The organism is Dyadobacter sp. 32 (assembly GCF_902506755.1).
Classification (GTDB): Bacteria; Bacteroidota; Bacteroidia; order Cytophagales; family Spirosomataceae; genus Dyadobacter.
In genome coordinates this window covers 1,199,606-1,220,016 of the sequence record NZ_LR735258.1, presented here as the reverse complement: position 1 = coordinate 1,220,016, position 20,411 = coordinate 1,199,606, and the positions used below count along the sequence as shown (strand labels likewise).

Genomic DNA, 20,411 nt, shown 5'->3' with positions numbered 1-20,411 from the left:
TCACTGATAAAGGAGCTGCATTTATTGGATTTTTGCCTGATCTTGATGTGCTACTTGAACTTACGAATGCTCAGAACTGCATGGCTGTAGCTCACTGGCTTTTGGAACTGTTTGAAGTCCCGAATCAAACGCTTCAGGTGTTTCTTTTTCAGTTTCGGTAACGAATTTCATTTTTAAGAGCGAATGACTTGCGAAATTTAATTCATCATTTGAAGGGAACTGTAGTATTTCCTTGAAGTGTCAGGCATTCAAACGTTATAAACCTTCTTAATACAATGTCAAAGAAAATTTTAGCAGTTCTCTCAGAATACGGCTACTGGGGGATTGAACTTGTTGGCCCTCTTGAAAAGTTGGAAGCCGCCGGATACGAAGTTGAATTTATAACTCCTACCGGCAAGAAAGCCGAAGCCCTTCCTCCAAGTTATGATACCACGTACTTCGATCCTCCACTGGGAGTGGCAGTAACCACCGCCCTGGCTGCTGAGAAGGTTATTGCCTTTGAAGCAAGCAATCGCCTGGATGTGCGTAAAAATTTGTCAGAAGTGATCCCCGAACGCCCCTATTTTTCTGTAGATAATTTTCTACGGGTTTTCGAAAAATACTTCGCTGACCTTAAAATTGCTCAGGAGGCTGTTACCGAGGAGTACGCAGGCCTGCTACTGGTGGGCGGAAGCGGCCCGATCGTGGATATGGTTAACAATCAGCGCGTGCATGATCTTATCCTGGGTTTTCACAAAAAGAATTTACCTATCGGGGCAATTTGTTATGGTGTGGCACCTCTTGTGTTTGCCAGAGACTTCAACGAGCGAATCCCTATCATTAAAGGCAAGCATATTACTGGCCACTGTATCGAATATGACTACCACGATGGTACCGGATTCCTTCATACTGATTTGAACATGGGGCCTCCTCCGTACTGCCTTGAATACATCCTGGCCGACGCAGTTGGGCCAACGGGTCAGTACCACGGCAATTTTGGTAAAGAAACATCTGTTATCGTGGATTATCCATTCATTACCGCTCGTTCGCTTCAATGCGCGTTCGAATTCGGAGATCAGTTTGTCAATGTTTTGGACAATGGATTAGTACGTTATGGCTGGTAAAACCGGTAATCAGAAAATAATAGAGCAGTTTCTGGCCGATGGTATGGACCACATGTTTGGAAATCCTGGCACGGTAGAGCAGGGGTTTCTGGATGCTGTTGAGGAATATCCGGAAATGAAATACATCCTTACTTTGCAGGAAAGTATTGCTGTAATGGCCGCCGATGGATATGCTCGTGCCAGTCAGAAGCCTACCCTTGTCCAGCTTCATAGCTCACCAGGAATAGGAAATGCCGTAGGAGCCATTTATCAGGCCAAACGGGGCCATGCACCATTGGTTGTGATTGGGTCCGACGCCGGAATAAAGTACATGAATATGGATGCGCAAATGGCCAATGACCTGGTTGCCATGATGGCACCTGTCACCAAATACGCCACCATGGTTCATGATTCCAGGTCTGTCTTACGCACTTTGCGCAGAGCTATTAAAATTGCATCGACCCCACCCATGGGGCCGGTGTATGTGTGCCTGCCCATGGACGTGCTCGATGAGATCAATGAGGAAGAGGTGTTTCCTACGCACATCCCATCTACAAAGGTGTTGCCAGGTCCGGCTATGATCGACGAAATGGCTGAAGCGCTTTTAGCTTCGGAAAAGCCTATGATTTTTGTGGGTGATGGCGTGGCATATTCGCAGGCAATTCCTGAGTTGACGGCCGTGGCAGAGCTCCTTGGTGCTGAAGTATATGGGGTAGAGTTCGGCGATTTGGTGATGGATAATTCGCATCCGCTTTACCAGGGTACTACCGGCCATATGTTTGGTGAGTACAGCAAACCCATTACTTCAAAAGGTGATGTGAATCTGGTAATAGGCACCTACATGGTTCCGGAAGTGTTTCCAGGCCTGGGTGATATCTACGCCCCTGGTGCCAGGGTAATTCATATCGACCTGAATGCCTATGAGATAGCCAAAAATCACAGGGTGGATATCGGTGTGGTAGGGGATCCAAAGCTTTCCCTTGAAGCGCTATTGGTGGTTTTGAAGGAGAGAATTTCACCGGTTCAGAAGGAGAAAGCCCAGGCAAGAGTGGAGGCGATTACCGCCCACAAGAATGACAAGATTGCCGATGAACTAGCAGCAGATGAAGCTCAGAAAGGAAGCTCTCCGCTGCAGATGTCTCAGTTTGCCAGTCTTCTGGCCGAGAAACTCCCTCACGATGCGATTATTTTCGACGAAGCTTTAACAAGTTCTCCGGCCATCACAAGGCATATTGTTCCCAAGGTTCCAGGTAATTATTTCGTTACCCGGGGTGGTTCGTTGGGTGTGGGTTTTCCGGGAGCCATAGGTGCCAAGCTTTTCAACAAGGATAAAACCGTAATCGGATTTTCGGGAGATGGGGGAAGTATGTATACGATTCAGGCTTTGTGGTCAGCGGTTCGACACAATACCGGAGCAAAATTTGTTGTTTGCAACAATGGATCGTATAAGCTTCTGCAACTCAATATAGACGTCTATTGGAAGGAAAGAGAGATACCTAAGCATGATCATCCGCTTTCTTTTGACCTTTCATACCCAGCCATCCGGTTTGACCTGCTCGCGGCGGCCATGGGGGTGGATGCAGTGCGGGTAGAAAAGGAAGAGGAAATGGCACCGGCAATAGCACGAATGCTGGCCGATGACAAGCCATTTTTGATTGATCTTGTTTTACAGGGTGATCATAAGTCGGACTGGGTTAAGACCAATTGTTCCCAGTGAAAGTCAGCTATGTGATTGAAAGCAAACTGGCTTTGGAAGGCCGACAGGCTGTGAATACGTGACAACCTAAATTTTATTTTTAATATTAACTCTCAAATAAAATGCTTACTCAGGAATCTATTGAAAGTTTAGCAAAAGATTGGTACAGTAAACTTGACGTACATGCGCCACAGGTAGAGCTGTTGCCATTGATCATCGATGAGGGCCTTGAAATGGTTTTTCCCGAAGCAACCGTGTATGGATGGGCAGGTTTTGAAGGTTGGTTTCAAAGAGTTATCCGTATTTTTTTTGACGAGGTACATACAGTCAAATTGGTGGAGCCTACTATTACAGGGGATACTGCCACGGTGAAGGTTGTGGTTCAATGGGAAGCCAGTGTATGGAATGCGCCCGAGGCATACAGCAAAAGAATTTCCTGTGACGCATTCCAGACCTGGGAGGTGAAGTCGGATGGAAATGGAGGGGCACTGATTACAAAATATATTGTTGACGGCCTTGAGTATCATGAAGGTTCGGCAACCTTGTAGATACCGTCCGGTTACTCTATTACCCTCTAATTCTTCAATATAAAGACTTTTGCTCAATTGATATGGAAAACTTCAAGTACATCAAAGTAATTAAAACAGAACTGAGCACGGCGACGGTCCACACGATTCAGGCACCGATAGATGGCGAGCTCACAAATGCTCAGCTGATTGAAACCTCTGAAAACCTGGTCCTGATCGACACGCTCCAGCTGTCAACACATGCTGGAGAAATGAAGGAATATATCGATAGCCTCGGCAAGCCACTGGAACGCGTAATCGTTACGCACTACCATCCCGACCACTGGATGGGAGGAGCCACTTTCAAAGGATACCCGATCTATGCGCTTAAAGAGGTTATTGACAGGATTGCGGCACTGGCCGACTTCCTGCTGGGGTATCATAGAAATATACATACGGAGAATCCTGATCTGATACCTTCGGAAAAAGTGTTGCCAACCGAGGTGCTTGAAGAAGGTATTCTTGAAATAGGTGGTGTGAAGCTCAATCTCATCAAAATTTCAGAGACCGAGTCACCGGTGAACCTGCTCGTAGAGTTGCCCGAAGAAAACGTAGTACTTGCGCAAGATCTCGTGTACAACAAAGTATATGCCTATTTTGGTGACAGAACTACGGATGGTCAGTTTCCTTTCGATAACTGGATTGCTACCTTAAATGATTTGAAAAGCAAACATTACAGACTTGTCATACCGGGGCACGGTGATCCTGCTGACGAAACTATTTTCGACGTGCAGATAGCCTATCTCGAGTTCGCCAAAAAGCTCGTCGTAGAGGATGGCCTGAAAGGTGAGGCGCTTATCAACGCAATTGTCGCAGCGTATCCGGATTATGAGCTGGAACTTACGCTCAATATGTCCAGCTACATGCTTTTTGAGTGGCAGGAATAAATAAGGCTTTAAATTTCACCAAAAACCCGACCGATAATAATGAAAAATATACCAGATACCAGGCTTGGTAAAATGTATACCGAACATATCCAGCATATTTTGGATAAAAATATAGAGGCCCTCCTGGATCAATATACCGACGATGCACTGCTAATCAGCAGTTTTTCCAAATCACCTGTTATTTACCAGGGGCGTGAACGTGTAAAGGAGCACATGCAGGGAATTCTGGGTATTGATGGCCTGGAAACTGAAATAGTGTTCTGGGCCGAAACTTCAGAGCCGGAAACGCTGATGATCACCGAACAGATCACCATGACCGTAGGCGGAGAAAGTAGCGAGATGCGGTTTGCAGACAGCTGGGTGTTGAAGGACGGCAAAATTGCCATTCATTTTGCAGGAATGGTACAGCATCCCGATGGCTCATTAGCCTGATTTGATCAGAACCTGGCTTGACAAAAAATGAAACTGACGGTGGGATAAAGACGGCTCAACACTTTTAACACAATTAGCAATGAAATTAGAAGGAAAGAAAATTGGTATTCTTTTTGAAGCAGATTTTTACGAAAACGAGATTTTTTACTACAAATTTCGCTTCCCTGAAGAAGGGGCAGAAGTGCATTTTCTGACGCGCCTGTGGGGCCAGGATAAGATTACTTTCCACGGTCATGAATATCGGGCACCCATGGATTGCTGGGAGTCCTTCGAAAATATGACAGACGAAGAGCTCAAAACTTACGACGCCATCATTGTTCCGTCAGGTATGGTGTCGGACCGGCTCCGGTATACCGAGGACGTTAATGAAATACCTCCGGCTACACAATTTCTCAAACGGGCCTTTGCTGAACCCGGTATTGTTAAAGGGATTATATGCCACGGCTTGTGGCTGGTAGCGCCAGCAACCGAGCTTGTGAAGGGGCGTAGGCTTGTTTGTCACAACAACCTCATCGGTGACGCCAAAGCCTACGGGGCCGTGTATACCAACGAAGATGTAGTAGAAGACGGCGATCTGGTTACAGGACGATCGGGTGGTCATGCACATTTGTTTGCAAAGAGAATTATTGAAAGGCTTTCGACTATTTAAATCCATATAACATGAAGGCCACATTCTTTCATCTCGCAGTTACAGTCAAAGACCTCCCCGTCTTTGAGCAATTTTATGCTAAACATTTCGGCTTTAGGAGGGCACGGGTAATAGAGCTTGGGGATGACGCCCAACTGGTTTTCCTGAAAAACGAGGATAATTTCTATTTCGAGGTTTTTCCTCCTGAAGAAGAGAGACCCTGCCCGATGTCGGAGGCTGATGGACCCCATTATGCCGGGTTGCGTCATTTTGCATTTTCAGTTGACGACGTGGACGCGAAAATAGCTGAGATGGGCACGGATGCGGTAATCACATTGGGTCCATTGCATTTTGACGATGTGATCAATGGTTGGAAAACGGTCTGGCTCAAAGACCCGGAAGGTAATATTATTGAAATCACCCAAGGCTATTTCGATCAGGAAGGTCTTGCATAGCAGCTGAAACAAGGGTAAATCCTCCTCATTTTGATATCTATAAAATATTCAAACCCTATTTAATGCTCACTTTATGAATATAAATTTCACCTTTTCAGACACAATCGCCGGTTATGTAACCGGGTACAATGCCGAGGAACGATGGTTTACTTTGGAAACGTCCGACAAAAGGCCTTTCAAAATAAACCTGATTGCTTCCACCTATGCCAGAAATGTACAGAACCTGACAGAAGGATGGCAGGATCCCGGCGACGTTGGGGCGTTTTTAGCAACCGAAGGCCAATATGTTTTTGCCTACGGAACATTTTACCCCAATGATGGTGCTGATACCTCCACTTTTGAAGCGCAGCAACTGATATTTCCTGGTAAAACGCCGGGTACTTACCGCCATGAGGAACAGAATTTCTGGATCAATCAGATCAGTTCCATTGCTTCAAGTTATTTGAAGTGGCAGTTTGATTACCCCAAAGAGGAGATCAACTACAAGAACTACCGTACGATGCTCCATCTTGGTGGTGCCAAAAAAGGTGATTATTTGCAGGAAACGGATACCATATCAAGGATGGTTTACGGTTTTGCCTCAGCCTATTTGTTGACCGGAAAAGACGAGTATCTGGAAGGAGCTGAATTGGGAACGGAATACCTTCGCGACCACATGCGCTTTTTCGATTCGGACGAGGATCTCGTATACTGGTATCACGGATTAAAAGTGGAAGGGCAGAAGGAAACCAAATTACTGACCTCCGAATTCGGCGATGATCTGGATTCACTTCCCATGTATGAGCAGATATACGCGCTTGCAGGACCTACGCAAACGTACCGCATTACAGGTGATCCGCGCATACGTTACGATATTGATAAAACCATTGATCTGTTTGAGAAGTACTTCAAGGATCCGAATGGGATAGGTTATTATTCTCATCTTGATCCTATTACGATGGATGCGCATGAGGAATCTCTGGCACACAATAGAGCCCGCAAAAACTGGAACTCGGTGGGTGACCACGCACCGGCTTATCTGGTTAATCTTTACCTTGCCAGTGGGGAACAAAAGCATGCCGATTTTCTTGAATATACATTTGACACCATCACAAAGTACTTCCCCGATTACGAGAACAGCCCATTTGTTCAGGAAAAATTCTTTGAGGACTGGTCAAAAGACCAAACGTGGGGATGGCAGCAAAATCGGGCAGTGGTTGGACACAACCTCAAAATCGCGTGGAACCTGCTTCGTCAGCAATCGTTGACACCCAAGGAAGAGTACCTTGAATTTGCCAAAAAAATTGCCGAACTGATGCCTGCGGCGGGCTCCGACCGTCAGCGTGGCGGATGGTATGACGTGGTTGAGCGCGTACAAAAAACCGGTGGACGACACCAGTTTGTATGGCACGATCGTAAGGCATGGTGGCAGCAGGAGCAGGCAATCCTGGCCTACATGATAATGTATGGTGTGCTTGGTGATAAGGAGTACGAGAAGCAGGCGCGCGAAGCCGCAGCGTTTTATAATGCCTTTTTCCTGGACAACGACGATGGTGGGGTGTATTTCAACGTCTTCAGCAATGGTATGCCTTATCTCCTTGGCACTGAAAGATTTAAGGGAAGTCATTCAATGAGTGCGTATCATAGCACGGAATTGTGCTATTTGTCAGCAGTTTACGTCAATCTGTTGATCACAAAACAACCTACTTATTTCTATTTCAAGCCTTATCCAAAGGGCTGGAAAGACAATATTCTTCGGGTTTCTCCGGATATTCTTCCGGCAGGCAGCATATATATCAGCGAAGTGTTTATCAATGACGAGCCTTACACCGACTTTGACGCACAAGGCCTGACCATAAAACTTCCTGAAACAGACGAACGTGTTCGCGTGAAGGTGCAGATAAGTCCAACTTTATAATCACCGAAAAAGAAACGATCAATGAAAGTAGTAATAACTGAACTGGAAGAGATTTCAGTCATCGAGGTTACCGGGGATATTGACAGTAAGACGGCTCCTGAATTTGAGCGAAATGCTAAACTAGCCACCGAAAAGAGCGGGCGGATAGTCATTGATCTTACAGCGGTGGAATTCATGTCGAGTGCCGGACTAAGGGTTCTGCTGATGGTGTACAGGAATATAAAGACACAGAATGGGAAAGTGGTGCTCGTTGGTGTATCCGAGGAAATCCAGGATGTGATGTCAACAACGGGTTTCATAAACTTTTTTGCCATCGTGGAGCGGCAGGATGAAGCAATCGTCATTCTTAAACAAAACTAATCATGGCAACAGACCTCAGGATAGATTATTATCCTACCCACGAGCATCAGGGCATCAAGTTTCGAAGAGGACACGTGTTGCCATTTGGTGCAACCATGGTTCCAAACGGGATAAATTTCAGTATTTATTCCAGTGAAGCCATCGACTGTACGCTGGTTTTGTTTGAAAAAGGGGAGCCTGCGCCATTTGCAGAGATTCGCTTCCCGGAAGAATTCCGTACCGGAAATGTATATTCCATGATCGTTTTCGATCTGGATTATGAGCGACTGGAATATGGTTACCGGATGGACGGTCCTTTCAAGCCTGAGGAAGGCCATCGCTTTGATAAAAACATTATTCTCAGCGATCCTTATGCAAAAGCCATTGGAGGCAGAGACTCCTGGCTGGCAACACCAAACTGGGACAATATTTATCCGTATCGTTCCCGGTTGGTCTTTGAAGATTTCGACTGGGAAAATGATCATCCGCTCGAAACGCCCATTGAGGATCTGGTAATCTACGAAATGCACGTAAGGGGATTTACCCAACATCCCTCGTCAAAAGTAAAAAATCCCGGCACTTTCGCGGCCATTCGGAGTAAGATTGCCTATCTCAAAGAGTTGGGGATCAACTGTGTGGAGCTGATGCCGATCTACGAGTTCGATGAGTGGGAAAATAGCAAAGAGAACCCCGTAACAGGCGGGCTCATTGTCAATTTCTGGGGATACAGTACGGTGAACTTCTTTTCACCAAAGGCTGGATATGCCGCAACGGGAAAGTTTGGCATGCAGGTGGATGAGCTGAAAACGCTGGTAAAGGAGTTGCATAAAAATGGTATTGAAGTCATGCTTGATGTGGTGTTCAACCATACAGCAGAAGGTGATCACCGAGGGCATACTATTTCGTTCAGGGGTATAGACAACAAGACTTACTACATGCTAACCCCGGAAGGGTATTACTTCAACTTTTCCGGAACAGGAAACACACTGAACTGTAATAATCCGGTCGTCAGGAATATGGTTTTGGACTGTCTCCGCTACTGGGCTTCAGACTATCATATTGATGGTTTCCGTTTCGACCTTGCGGCGATACTGGGTCGCGATCAGAACGGTGCTCCGCTTAGCAATCCACCTTTGCTGGAATCTCTGGCCTATGACCCGATCCTTGCCAAGTGTAAACTGGTAGCTGAGGCATGGGATGCAGGAGGCCTTTACCAGGTGGGTTCTTTTCCTGCCTACGGTCGCTGGGCAGAATGGAACGGCAAGTACCGTGATGCGGTCAGGAAATTTCTGAAAGGCGATGAAGGCTTGGTAGGAGAGATGGCACAGTGCATTCAGGGCTGGCCGGATCTTTATTATTATCGCGGCCCTACGGCGAGCATCAATTTTATTTCGTGTCATGATGGTTTTACACTCTATGACATTTTTGCCTATAACGAGAAACACAACCTTGCCAATGGCGAAAACAATAATGATGGAGGAAACGACAACCATTCATGGAACTGTGGCGTTGAAGGCGAAACAGATGATCCGTTTATCAATCACCTACGTCACAAGCAGGTCAAAAATGCGCTGGCAATTTTGATGGTGAGCCAGGGCGTACCGATGATCTTGTCGGGGGATGAGATGGGTGTAACCAAATATGGCAATAACAATACCTACTGCCACGATAATGAATTGAACTGGGTGGACTGGGGTCTTCTGGAGCAAAACAAAGATCTATTTTCGTTTGCGAAACACATCACTAAGTTCCGCAGGGGGCATCCCGTATTGAGAAGCCGTACCCATTTTCAGCATCGCGATTACGTGGGCAGCGGATATCCCGATATCAGTTTCCATGGCACGCAGGCATGGCAGGCAGATTTTTCGTCCAGTAGCCGTTGTCTTGCTTTCATGCTTGATGGTGCTCATGCAAAAGAAGGAACCATCGTCGACGATAGCGTTTACGTGGCTATGAACGCCCATTGGGACGCTCTGTATTACGAATTGCCATCGCTTCCGCTTGGCCGTACATGGCACCTGGCCGTGAATACGGATATGCCTACCGGGGAGGACGCTTACGAAATCGGTAAGGAACTACGGCTCGAAGATCAAAATCGCTTTTTGGTAGGTGGAAGGTCGACGGTGATTCTGGTTGGAAAGTGACGAATGCAGCATGGAAGGTTGAAATGAGGACAGGGGCAGAACCTGGCGTTAAGAATAAGGGTAATAATGAACAATTTACAACGCATTTTCACCCTAGTCGCCACTCCCTACCTCGTATATTGAACGAATAAGAAATTTTCAAAAATTTAAAAATATTTAATCATGGCTTTTTCAATTGAATCAGTAATCGCTAGTCCGGTTGCTACACTTACGCTGACAGGGGAGCTGGACTCACTTTCGGCACGCGTTTTTCAAACGGAAATTGAAAAAATTGCAAACCAATCCATTGATTCATTGGTGCTTGATATGGAGAATCTTATCTTTATGTCTTCTGCCGGCCTAAGGGTATTGATCTACTCCAAACAAAAAATAGGGCCTCAGTTGTCCATTTTTATTGTGAAGCCTCAGGAGTTAATTGTGGATACGCTGGAAAAAACCGGCCTTCATCACAGCGTTACCATCGTCGATAAGTTTCCCGTATAACATTTGACAACATGCAAAGGAAGCATTTTCCCGGGACCGTTGATTCCTTGGATACTTTACGGGAGTACATTGGTTCGTTGGCGATAGAGGCTGGTTTGACCAAAAAAGCGGCTTATAGCCTGAAGCTGGCCATCGATGAAATTGCAACCAATATTATTCTGTATGGATACGAGGCGGCAGGACTCAAAGGCAGCTACACCGTAGAAAGCGAAATCAGCGGTGAGGAATTAATCGTCACGCTGGAAGACGAAGCAAAGGCTTTTGATCCGCTTTCCAGAGAACTGCCGGGTGAACTGGATCTCAGTAAGCCTCTTGAGGAACGGGCGATTGGTGGATTGGGTATTTTCCTTACGATCAAGGGTGTGGATGCGTTTTCTTATGCCTACACCGACGGGAAGAACAGAAATAAATTCGTTATGAAAATAGGTACTCCCTGAGCTGGAGTAAGCTGATACGCAGTTGTGAACCATGACATTTGCGTATCAGCTTAAATTGATTGAAATATGTATGGTTGATATAACCAAACTTTCTAATCCTTTTCCGGGACTAAGAAGCTATGAATACGAGGATCATTCTTTGTTTTTTGGCAGGGATTCTCATATAATCGAGTTAAAGAATAAACTTTTGGATGGTCGTTTCCTGGCTCTTATCGGCTCGTCGGGCAGCGGGAAATCGTCCTTGATAAAAGCAGGGTTAATTCCCTCGCTGGAAAACTCCCTGGATACCCGGACGGAATGGAAAGTCGTGGTTTTTCGCCCTGGTGCAAGTCCTGTAAAGAGCTTTGTATTAGCATTAAAAGCAGGCCTGAGAATGGAGGATCCCTCACTGGATTCCATAAATACCGAAAAAATAGAAGAGGAGATTACACGCGATCCACAGATGGTTTTCGAATATCTGAAAGCCGTTGCGGGTAAAAACATTCTCTTTGTTATTGATCAGTTTGAGGAATTGTTCAGGTATGAATTCTCGGATAAAGACTTTGGTAAGCGCAAAACGGAGACACCTGCCTTTATCAATATCCTGCTCACGCTGATCAACCAGCAGGAGGTGCCGGTACATGCGGTGATCACCATGCGTTCGGATTTCCTCGACAATTGTACCGAATTCAACGGACTTACCGAAGTAATTAACAGGGGGTATTATTTGCTTCCTAAAATGAATCCAAGGGAAATCAAGGAGGTCATCGTGGGCCCGGTGGAGGCATTTGAAGTGATGATTGAACCTGAACTTGTTACTACTTTGCTCACCGAGCTGGGAGAAAACCCCGACTATCTGCCCATTCTGCAACACGCGCTCATGCGTACCTGGGATCGCTGGAAATCTACAAAAGCGGCTTCCATGCCAATCAGCCTGCTTGATTATCAGGCGATAGGTACGATGCAAAACTCCATCACTATACATGCCGAGGAGATTTTTACACAAAAGCTTGACGACAAAAGAAGAAACGCAGCTTCAAAACTTTTCAAGTCCCTTATTGTTCTGGGCCCAAGTGAAACGTCTTCACTTCACCCGACGGTACTCAGAGACATCGTTAAAATCTCAGGCATTCCCGATTACCTTTTGATTGATGTGGTCAGGGTTTTCCGGGAGCATGGTGTCTCATTTTTAACCCCACGGCCTGGTGTGAAGGTCGACCAGGATTCCATCATCGACGTTTCTGTTGAAAAGATACTCACCTTCTGGGATCGATCACGCGCTTGGATTGAAGAGGAACTTGAGTCGGCCAAGCTCTACAAACAGCTTAGCTACTCAGCCTTGTTGTATCAGGATGGCAGAGTAGGATTGTGGGTCAACCCCGAGCTTCAGTTGGGTTTGAAATGGCTAAAGGAGAGTGAGCCCACCCTGGAATGGGCACAACGGTACGACCCTTTTTTTGAAAGAGCCATCAACTTCCTGGACTACAGTAAAAAACAGAACGAGCTTGAAGTAAAACAAAAGGAGGATCGGCAGAAAAGAGAACTTCGCAATGCCAGAATTTTTGCTACAGTGTTGGGAGTGAGCTCGTTGGTTTCACTTCTGTTCCTTGTCGTTGCCCTTGTGCTCCGTACCCAGGCAAAGCAAAGTGAAAAAACGGCACTGGAAAAAGAAAGCCTTGCTTTGACTGAACGCAAACGGGCCGAAGACCAAACACGCGAAGCGATCTTTCAGAAAAAAATTGCTGAGCAGCAGGGAATCCTTGCCGAACTCCAGAAATCTTTAACCGAGGAACAAAAAGCGATAGCCGTCCGGGAACAGGATAAGGCGGTGAATGAAAGTATAGCTGCCAAGGAAGCGCGCAAGGTGGCCGATGAGCAGCGTATGCGTGCTGAAAACGCAAAGACAGCAGCAGTGGAGTCTCAAAGACAGACTCAAATACAAAAGGAATTTGCGGTGACGGCCCGGGAAGAGTCGGAGCGTCAGAAAGTGGCCGCTCAGAAAGCGCAGAACCAAGCGGAGATTGCAAGAAATGACGCCCTCCGGCAAAGGTCCAAAGCAGTAGCGCGTTTCATAGCTATTCAATCTTTCCAATTGCCCGCTGGTGACGAGATGGCTTCGTTACTGGCACTAAAGGCTTATGATTTTAACCTGAAAAATGGCGGGGAAAGAGAGAATGCGGATATTTTTAGTGCCTTGTCAAAGGCGGCAGGGGCAAAGGCAACGCTAATTGGTCACAATGATATTGTGAGAGTAATTACTGAACCGAAAGGGAAGAAGGGGCAATTTGCAACGGCTGGTGACGATGGGGTGGTGAATATCTGGAATTACCTGACGCCCGCGGCCAGGCCTGTACAGCTCCATAATCCAAAACAAACTTTTAAAAGTATTCGCTCGCTTGTTTTCACACCAGAGGGGTCAACTTTTTTTACCGGAAGCTCCAACGGGCAGATCGTCCGCTGGGATGAGATGGCTCCGGGGAGTTTGCCAACGAAAACGTTGATAGGTCACACAGGTATGGTCATCGCCCTTGTTGCGACCAATGATAAAGGTAGTCCGAGGTTGATCTCGGCAAGTTCCAGCGGCCAGATCCGGCTCTGGGATATTGCCGAAAAGAAACTGAGCGTAATATCAAATATAGAGTTAGGTACAGAAATAGCCACTTCGGCAGTTACTTCGGATGGGGACTATATTTTTTTCGGAACCGGAGCTGGAAGGCTAATCAGGCTTGATTTGAACAATCTTCTGGCAAAAGCAAAAGAGTATGATTTTGGTAGAATGAAAGGAAGGCTTTCAGCACTATCATTTACACCAGATGGGCAGCAAATCTATATGGGCACAAGTTCCGGGATTCTCTATTCTGCGAAGTTTAAGAACAATGAACCCGAGCTATCAACACTTTCTGGTTTACAGAGTTCTCACACTTCAGGAATCACAAAAATCACGTTTTCGCCAGACGGTAGCAGGGTTGCTACTGCATGTTACGATTGGAAGATCAGGGTATGGAATGCAAAAGAAGATTTGTCGAAACAGCAGCCGGTCATATTGAGCGACTTTGATTACTGGGTGATGGACATCAGCTTTACAAAGGATGGTGGAAAACTATTGGCCACTGGCGCGGATAAAACGGTCAGGATCTGGGACATCAATTCTGCGGCTCTTTTTTTGGAGGTATCAAAAAAGGTTTCGAGAGATTTGACGGAAGAAGAATGGGATAAATACATTGGAACCGACATTCCATATGAAAAACTATCCCGCAATATCAAGTGACAAACCTGACAGATATGAAAAAAAAGCTCCTCTTCTTAATATTATTTCTGGCATGTACAGAGCGTTTTGCATGCGCGCAAAGTGATTGCGATGCGTCGGTAATTATCCCTGAAGCCGACCGGAAGTACAGGACAGGTAATTTTGATGAGGTATTTCAACTACTAAATTCATGTTTGAAAACCCGGTTTTCGCCTCCGGAACAAGTCCAGGGTTATAAACTTATTGCGCTTACCTACCTGGCCCTGGATTCACTCCCGCAGGCAGCGTTGTCGGTTCGTAGTCTGCTGAAAGCGAACCAGAACTATGAACCCGAGTTCTCGGCGTTGCCACAGTTTAAGGATCTTGTTGCTCAGCAAAAGGATCTTATGGACAGAATTATACAGATAACCTCGGTGTCGAAAAAGGCGGAAAATCTGTTGCAGGTGCCCGCCACCGTAACCGTGTTGACGCAAAAGGATATATTACAAAGGGGATACCGGGACTTGACACAAATGCTCAACGACATTCCAGGGTTTGATGTGATCCGGGGGAACGGGCCTTCCTATGTTACATTTTATCAAAGAGGTTATAGATCCACCTCCAACGATCGCTCTATTTTGCTCGTTGACGGGGTAGAGGAGAATGACCTGAATTCCGACAACATTCCAATCTCCAGGCAGTACGCACTTGCGGACATTGAGCGGGTGGAGGTAATTTCGGGCCCGGCTTCAACCATGTACGGTGCCAATGCATTTATGGGGGTAATCAACGTGATTACGAAGAAGTTCCTTGATAAGGAAATGCCGGAGGGTAAAAAACTTTCGGTTTCAGGAAACGGGCAGGTACGTTACGGTTCATTGAATACGAAAATTTTCGACGGGGTTGTGACGGCGAGAACGAAGGATTTGGCTATCTCGCTAACGACCCGTTACTTTTCATCCGATGAGCTTGATTATTCAAAATATCCGGAATGGGATTATTCAGCCCGTACAGCAGACAACTACGCAACGCAGCAAAATATTAACGGAGCCACAGCAGCACAGGCCTACATTGCTAACAACAAGCTGACAACGCTGTTTCCAAACAATCCGATGTATGCCATTCAACAGAATGCAGCGGGCGAAGCTATAGGTTTAAGCCTGACACAAGCCGGCAAAGCCAGAGCTGCAGAACTGGACAACGCTTCTTTGTTTCAGACGAGCATTAACGGAAAGCCTGTAAGGTTTAGCGACGAATCTAGAAATTTTTTCATACGGGGAAAAATTGAGTTCAAAGATTTTACTATTTCGGTTCAAAGCTGGAAAACGAATGAGGGAGCCACTCCCTGGTACACCAACAGATCGAGGATTGTAACGGAAGATGCGTCAAGATGGGTTGCGAGTAATAAGGCATTTTCGCTCACCTATAATAAGTATTTGTCGGATAGGGTACAGATTCTCAATCTCACGTCATACCGGTTGCATGAACTGAATGGAGCTACCAACCTGCCCACTTATAGAGGATATTTCAATGGCACTTACGGAATTATTGATTTGGTTAATGAAAGAAAGCCTACTTATACCATCCCGTACTGGTATCGGGTTTCCAATCAGCTAAGAAACGAGTTTAGAGCGCTCTGGACACCGCTGCCGAAAATGGATGTGAACAGTGGGGTGGAGATACGCAACAGTATCATTCAGGCCAATTACATTACCTCCACCGTGTCAGGTGCAGATGAGTTTGGTCGTCCGGATTCCACGCTGGCTGGTGGGGATAACTTTCGGGTGTTTGATATTGGTGTTTTTAGTCAGGGTACCTACAACTGGACAGATGCATTGAAGATGGTGCTTGCCTCACGTTTGGACTACAACCAGATTAGGAGCAAAGGAGGCTACGGATTTGTATTCAATCCACGTGTTAGTCTTATTTACGCAAAGGGAAAGTTTGTTTTCAAGGGTATCTATGCCGAAGCATTCAAGGATGCATCGTTCCTGCAGAAATATGCAACCACGCGTGAACGTTTGCTCAACAATCCAAAGTTGCAGCCCGAGCGGGTTAAAAACCTGGAGGGCAGTGTATCCGTACGGTTTACCAAGGCCTTATCGCTGAGTGTAGCCGGATATCTGTCCAACTACAGCAACGCAGTAGGGCTGGCCACTGCTACAACGTCATCCGGTGTGGTCACTACACAATTTCAGCCTATTGGACGGCAACGTATCATCGGCATCCAGTCGGAGGCGAAGTATGAGCGCAAGAACCTTAACGTATGGGGAAACTTTACCTACAGTAATGCACGTGATCTAAGCAAAAGCGAAGGTCAGAAAGTCCCGATAAGCGACATAGCACCTTGGTCTGCCAACATCGGGGCGGTATATGAGCCTTTGAAGAACCTGACCGTCAGTGTCACCAATAATTACATAAGTGCCAGAAAATCAGGTATTGGTACATCAGGCAGCAGCAATCCCATTACCAGTTTTGCACCTGTGTATCTGATGAATACGGCGATCACTTACGGCCATATTCTGAACAGTTTCAGTTTGCAGTTACAGGTATCCAACATTTTAAACACAGAATATTTTGTCCCTGGAATTCGTGCCGCGGAGGGTGTAACATCTGCTTCGAGATATCCCCAGGAGCGGCGGGTTTTTTCACTGGGAATTTTGATAGACACAAACCGGCGATAGGGAATGATGTTGACAATGGAACGAACGAATAAAAGAACTCCTCTTACAATGGAAAAATGTTTAGAAATCGGCAACGAAAAGTTTCTGCTGACCAGGCTCGATAGTCCCGAGAGACTAGACGAAATGGGGGCACTCCGGGTTCTTGCCTGGAAGGACGAGCAGGGGATAAGTAAAGATTTTTTCGCTCAAAATGCCTGGATAGACTCCGACGATCAAAGGGCCTTTCACTGGATTATTTCCAAGGACAACGTCATCGTGGCGGCTGCGAGATTGAGTTTTCATAATGAATATAACACCGTTCCTCATGCTGATTTGTTTGACGAAAATGCCTTGGGAACCTTTAATACCGGACCGTTTGCATCGCTAAACAGGCTGGTGGTGGCGCCATCGTATCGGGGTTACAATTTTTCGTCGGTTTTGGATAAAGCCAGGCTTAGCTTTGCCGAAGAGCATGGGGCGAAAGTGATTATTGCCCAACCCATCGCGTCCCGGATCAAGCCACTTGAAGACCTTGGTTTTATTTGTATCGGGAAGATCAGGCCGCTTTTTCAGATGCCGGAGCGTCAGATTTATTTTATGGTTAAGGAAATTTTATAAAGCAACCTGAATGGTAAATGGTAAAAGGATATTGAGGATGCTGCATGTCAGAAAGGACGAGGAGAAGCTCGTTTCTTTTCTGATGGGCTATTCCTTTTTCATGGGTGGTGCCACAGCCTTGTTCTACACGGTGGTGGCATCCTCCTTCCTTACCAGCTTCGAAAGGCAGATACTGCCGCAGGTTTATATTGCCGGAGGCGTTCTCGTGTATATGATGGGCATTGGAATCACGCGCCTTCAGAAGAAATACTCGTTCAACAAGCTGGCAGAAAACATGCTGTTGTTTCTGATTATTTCGCTGGGACTTTTTCTGATCGCTTATTACGTAACCGGAAGCAGATGGGTTTTCTTTTTTCTTTTTATCTGGAACAGGGTTTTTGTGCTGGTCAATGGGGTTACATTCTGGGCCGTTGTAGCCAAGCTTTTCAACCTTCAGCAATCTAAAAGGTTATCAAGCCTGATCAACACGGGTGAGGTTATTTCTTCCGTTGGGATGTATCTGACTATTCCGATACTGGTCAATCTGGTGAGCACCGAAACACTGTTGCTGATCGCCGTCGGGATGCTGATTATATGCAGTTTTTTGTTGCGCAGCATTCATCGCAACTTTGTAACCGGCAATGAGGAGGAAAAGGAAATTGACACAGAAAAACAAAGTATACCCGCTTTTGAAAATGTAGAAATAGTGGATCGTGTCTATTACAGAAATATCTTCTTGCTTGCATTGCTGCCTGTTTTTGCGCTGTTTTATGTGGAGTATATTTTCTTCTCCGAATCTCGTGCCGTTTTTCCCAACAAAGAATTGCTGGCCAGTTTTCTAGGGTTTTTCTTCGGTATTTCGGCCATCATTGAGATGGTAATCAAAACCTTTCTTTACAACAAACTGATCAACAAATATGGCATTCGGGCGGGTATTCTCATTCTTCCTCTAAGTTTGCTGTTCAGTTTTACCATTGCTACCATTTATGGAGTGGGGTACGATACGGCGGCAGTGTTTTTCGCTTGTATTGCGCTCTCACGATTTTTTATGAGCGCTGTGCGGAAAGCGATAGCGGAGCCGGCTTACCAGGTTTTGTATCAGCCCATTCCGGCACGTTTCAGGCTCAGTATTCAGGGGCGGATTGAAGGGCGCGCCAAATCTTTGGGGGGACTTCTTGCCGGGATCGTTCTCATTTTGCTGGTCAATGTTTTGGATTTCAATGTGTTGGTCTTAACGATTATATTTTTGTTGGTTACGTTGATCTGGATACTGCTTTCTGTTCTTGGACAAAGCTCTTACAAAAGAATGGTGCGGGACAGGGTTTTTAATTTTCCGGTGAAAGCACCAAAGGGCACCATGCTGTCCAAGGCGATGGTCAAAGAAAAACCTTATGACGTTTTGACTAGCCAGGTGTTTTCGACCAGGGATGAAGACCGGATTGAAGCCGCGATCGGGCTTGGATTTTCCAAAAGATTTACTTCCGGGAAAAACCTTATCCCACTCTTACAGGACAGCAACCCGAAGGTTCGGGAGGCTGCCATTTATAGTGCAGGCCAATTGGGAAGGGCTGAATTGTGGCCGTACCTGATGGAACAACTGGATCAGGACCGGTTCAGCACCGCCGCGTCCGAAGCCCTCAAAATGGTTGGGACACCGGTTTTAAAGCAAATGGAAAAATCATTTCTCAATCACGGAGACCGCAAGGAACGTTGTTTGAAACTGCTGGAAATCGTTGAAGAAATTGGTGGGAATGATGCGGTGAAGTTTATGCGCAAGAATCTCGACAATCCTGACAGGCTGTTGAAGGATCGGGTGATAAAGGCGCTCTGCAACCTGGGCTACACATGTAACTCCACCGAGCAGCTGATTTTACTTACAGAACTTGACGATTATCTGAACATATTTGCCTGGCTCTTGGCAGCGCAGTACGATCTTATCGATGTCTATGAACGGGAATCGCAAATCATGCTCAATCTGGAACGGGAGAAAAAATGGATCATGCTCAGGGCATTTACAATACTTGAGCTGGTCTATGGCTCCCGATTCCACGTGATAACGCTGCTCGATAAGGAAAATGATGTAGATATCCGTGATTACCTGATTGAAATTGCGGACCTTCTTTTACCTGAAAATGTCAAAAACAAGATTTTGCCGTTTCTTGATTGCGATTCGCTAACGGAGATGCAGGCGCGATATTCAGTGTTTTTTCCGCAAGCGAAGCTCACGGTTGAAGAGCGGCTTATGGACATCATCAACAAGGATTATACCAGGATTTCGCGTTGGACCAAAGCGGTCGCCATCAAAGAATTGGTTCATTATCCGAAGGAGAATGTAACAGCCATTCTGGTTGCCAACGCAGTTTCATCGTCAAAAGTTATTTCTGAAACGGCCTTTTATGTACTAAGGATCGTAAATCCTGAAAGGTTTGGTTCCGTTATGGAAACCATGATTAAAACCCGGGATCATTTTCATCTTGCCATTATGCGGCCACTCGAATGGCTTGCCACACAGGAAGATCTGTTGATCTGTAAACTTCGTCGCCTGCGCTCTATCCACCTATTGAGTAGTCTGAGTAATGGTAAGCTGCAGAAAATTCTCCTCAACTCCGTGTATTTCAATGCCGAGGCGATGGATGTGATTGATCTGAGAAAGCATACAGGTAAGGCGGATATGTCGCTTATTGTTACTTATGGAAATTTGTTTTTTTCTAAAATAGGCTCTGTTGGTGCAGGTGAAATTTGGGATATCGGCGAAATGAAAGACCTTGGTGTGGTCATGATCCCGAATGCGTTAGAGAACACCGAATTCTATCTGAGCGAAAATTACCTGTTACAGGATCTGGATATTAAAGCAAATCGCACGGAGGTGCTGATGACGGATAATGGGATTTGAATGGCCG

At 46.0% G+C, this 20,411-nt stretch carries 16 protein-coding genes; all 16 read left to right on the top strand.

Annotated features, from left to right (window positions below; translation table 11 throughout):
- Positions 1–275 precede the first annotated feature (275 nt).
- The 16 genes from DYADSP32_RS04810 (at position 276) to DYADSP32_RS04735 (ending at position 20,404) form a co-directional block, all read left to right on the top strand.
- Positions 276–1,103 (top strand): type 1 glutamine amidotransferase domain-containing protein, encoded by an 828-nt coding sequence (locus DYADSP32_RS04810; RefSeq protein ID WP_149243779.1) that lies wholly within the window; start codon positions 276–278, stop codon positions 1,101–1,103.
- On the top strand, positions 1,093–2,799 hold the full coding sequence (locus DYADSP32_RS04805) for a thiamine pyrophosphate-binding protein (RefSeq protein WP_149243780.1): 1,707 nt from the start codon (positions 1,093–1,095) through the stop codon (positions 2,797–2,799). The genes DYADSP32_RS04810 and DYADSP32_RS04805 overlap by 11 nt, the downstream gene beginning before the upstream one ends.
- A 101-nt stretch (positions 2,800–2,900) precedes the next feature.
- On the top strand, positions 2,901–3,326 hold the full coding sequence (locus DYADSP32_RS04800; protein ID WP_149243781.1) for a hypothetical protein: 426 nt from the start codon (positions 2,901–2,903) through the stop codon (positions 3,324–3,326).
- A 62-nt stretch (positions 3,327–3,388) separates the two neighbouring features.
- A complete protein-coding gene (locus DYADSP32_RS04795; RefSeq protein WP_149243782.1) occupies positions 3,389–4,231 on the top strand; it encodes an MBL fold metallo-hydrolase in 843 nt (280 codons plus the stop codon).
- A 39-nt stretch (positions 4,232–4,270) separates the two neighbouring features.
- Positions 4,271–4,663: a nuclear transport factor 2 family protein gene (locus tag DYADSP32_RS04790; protein ID WP_149243783.1), complete on the top strand. Its 393-nt coding sequence runs from the start codon at positions 4,271–4,273 to the stop codon at positions 4,661–4,663.
- 79 nt (positions 4,664–4,742) lie between these two features.
- A complete protein-coding gene (locus tag DYADSP32_RS04785) occupies positions 4,743–5,312 on the top strand; it encodes a DJ-1/PfpI family protein (protein WP_149243784.1) in 570 nt (189 codons plus the stop codon).
- 11 nt (positions 5,313–5,323) lie between these two features.
- Positions 5,324–5,746, top strand: a complete 423-nt coding sequence (locus DYADSP32_RS04780) for a VOC family protein (protein WP_149243785.1) — start codon at positions 5,324–5,326, stop codon at positions 5,744–5,746.
- A gap of 73 nt (positions 5,747–5,819) precedes the next feature.
- The gene (locus DYADSP32_RS04775; protein ID WP_149243786.1) at positions 5,820–7,643 is read left to right on the top strand and encodes an AGE family epimerase/isomerase; all 1,824 of its coding nucleotides are present in this window, start codon (positions 5,820–5,822) and stop codon (positions 7,641–7,643) included.
- A 21-nt stretch (positions 7,644–7,664) separates the two neighbouring features.
- Entirely contained in the window at positions 7,665–8,003 is a 339-nt protein-coding gene (locus tag DYADSP32_RS04770; RefSeq protein WP_149243787.1) for an STAS domain-containing protein, read from the top strand.
- Positions 8,004–8,005: 2 nt separating this feature from the next.
- Complete coding sequence (glgX, locus tag DYADSP32_RS04765) at positions 8,006–10,126, top strand: glycogen debranching protein GlgX (RefSeq protein ID WP_149243788.1); 2,121 nt, start codon at positions 8,006–8,008, stop codon at positions 10,124–10,126.
- Positions 10,127–10,288: 162 nt separating this feature from the next.
- Entirely contained in the window at positions 10,289–10,609 is a 321-nt protein-coding gene (locus DYADSP32_RS04760) for an anti-sigma factor antagonist (protein WP_149243789.1), read from the top strand.
- 11 nt (positions 10,610–10,620) lie between these two features.
- On the top strand, positions 10,621–11,046 hold the full coding sequence (locus DYADSP32_RS04755) for an ATP-binding protein (protein ID WP_149243790.1): 426 nt from the start codon (positions 10,621–10,623) through the stop codon (positions 11,044–11,046).
- Positions 11,047–11,116: 70 nt separating this feature from the next.
- Entirely contained in the window at positions 11,117–14,293 is a 3,177-nt protein-coding gene (locus DYADSP32_RS04750) for a hypothetical protein (RefSeq protein WP_414617520.1), read from the top strand.
- Positions 14,294–14,307: 14 nt separating this feature from the next.
- Positions 14,308–16,935: a TonB-dependent receptor domain-containing protein gene (locus tag DYADSP32_RS04745; RefSeq protein ID WP_149243792.1), complete on the top strand. Its 2,628-nt coding sequence runs from the start codon at positions 14,308–14,310 to the stop codon at positions 16,933–16,935.
- Positions 16,936–16,983: 48 nt separating this feature from the next.
- Positions 16,984–17,532 (top strand): GNAT family N-acetyltransferase, encoded by a 549-nt coding sequence (locus tag DYADSP32_RS04740; RefSeq protein WP_414617519.1) that lies wholly within the window; start codon positions 16,984–16,986, stop codon positions 17,530–17,532.
- A gap of 10 nt (positions 17,533–17,542) precedes the next feature.
- Positions 17,543–20,404, top strand: a complete 2,862-nt coding sequence (locus tag DYADSP32_RS04735; RefSeq protein WP_149243794.1) for an MFS transporter — start codon at positions 17,543–17,545, stop codon at positions 20,402–20,404.
- Positions 20,405–20,411: the final 7 nt, after the last annotated feature.

Excerpts from the sequence above, each read along its gene's own strand:
- glgX (WP_149243788.1), top strand. The coding sequence starts at position 8,006 with ATGGCAACAGACCTCAGGATAGATTATTATCCTACCCACGAGCATCAG.
- DYADSP32_RS04760 (WP_149243789.1), top strand. The coding sequence starts at position 10,289 with ATGGCTTTTTCAATTGAATCAGTAATCGCTAGTCCGGTTGCTACACTT.
- DYADSP32_RS04790 (WP_149243783.1), top strand. The coding sequence starts at position 4,271 with ATGAAAAATATACCAGATACCAGGCTTGGTAAAATGTATACCGAACAT.
- DYADSP32_RS04740 (WP_414617519.1), top strand. The coding sequence starts at position 16,984 with ATGGAAAAATGTTTAGAAATCGGCAACGAAAAGTTTCTGCTGACCAGG.
- DYADSP32_RS04775 (WP_149243786.1), top strand. The coding sequence starts at position 5,820 with ATGAATATAAATTTCACCTTTTCAGACACAATCGCCGGTTATGTAACC.
- DYADSP32_RS04810 (WP_149243779.1), top strand. The coding sequence starts at position 276 with ATGTCAAAGAAAATTTTAGCAGTTCTCTCAGAATACGGCTACTGGGGG.
- DYADSP32_RS04745 (WP_149243792.1), top strand. The coding sequence starts at position 14,308 with ATGAAAAAAAAGCTCCTCTTCTTAATATTATTTCTGGCATGTACAGAG.
- DYADSP32_RS04805 (WP_149243780.1), top strand. The coding sequence starts at position 1,093 with ATGGCTGGTAAAACCGGTAATCAGAAAATAATAGAGCAGTTTCTGGCC.
- DYADSP32_RS04750 (WP_414617520.1), top strand. The coding sequence starts at position 11,117 with ATGGTTGATATAACCAAACTTTCTAATCCTTTTCCGGGACTAAGAAGC.
- DYADSP32_RS04735 (WP_149243794.1), top strand. The coding sequence starts at position 17,543 with ATGGTAAATGGTAAAAGGATATTGAGGATGCTGCATGTCAGAAAGGAC.
- DYADSP32_RS04770 (WP_149243787.1), top strand. The coding sequence starts at position 7,665 with ATGAAAGTAGTAATAACTGAACTGGAAGAGATTTCAGTCATCGAGGTT.
- DYADSP32_RS04800 (WP_149243781.1), top strand. The coding sequence starts at position 2,901 with ATGCTTACTCAGGAATCTATTGAAAGTTTAGCAAAAGATTGGTACAGT.
- DYADSP32_RS04795 (WP_149243782.1), top strand. The coding sequence starts at position 3,389 with ATGGAAAACTTCAAGTACATCAAAGTAATTAAAACAGAACTGAGCACG.
- DYADSP32_RS04780 (WP_149243785.1), top strand. The coding sequence starts at position 5,324 with ATGAAGGCCACATTCTTTCATCTCGCAGTTACAGTCAAAGACCTCCCC.
- DYADSP32_RS04755 (WP_149243790.1), top strand. The coding sequence starts at position 10,621 with ATGCAAAGGAAGCATTTTCCCGGGACCGTTGATTCCTTGGATACTTTA.
- DYADSP32_RS04785 (WP_149243784.1), top strand. The coding sequence starts at position 4,743 with ATGAAATTAGAAGGAAAGAAAATTGGTATTCTTTTTGAAGCAGATTTT.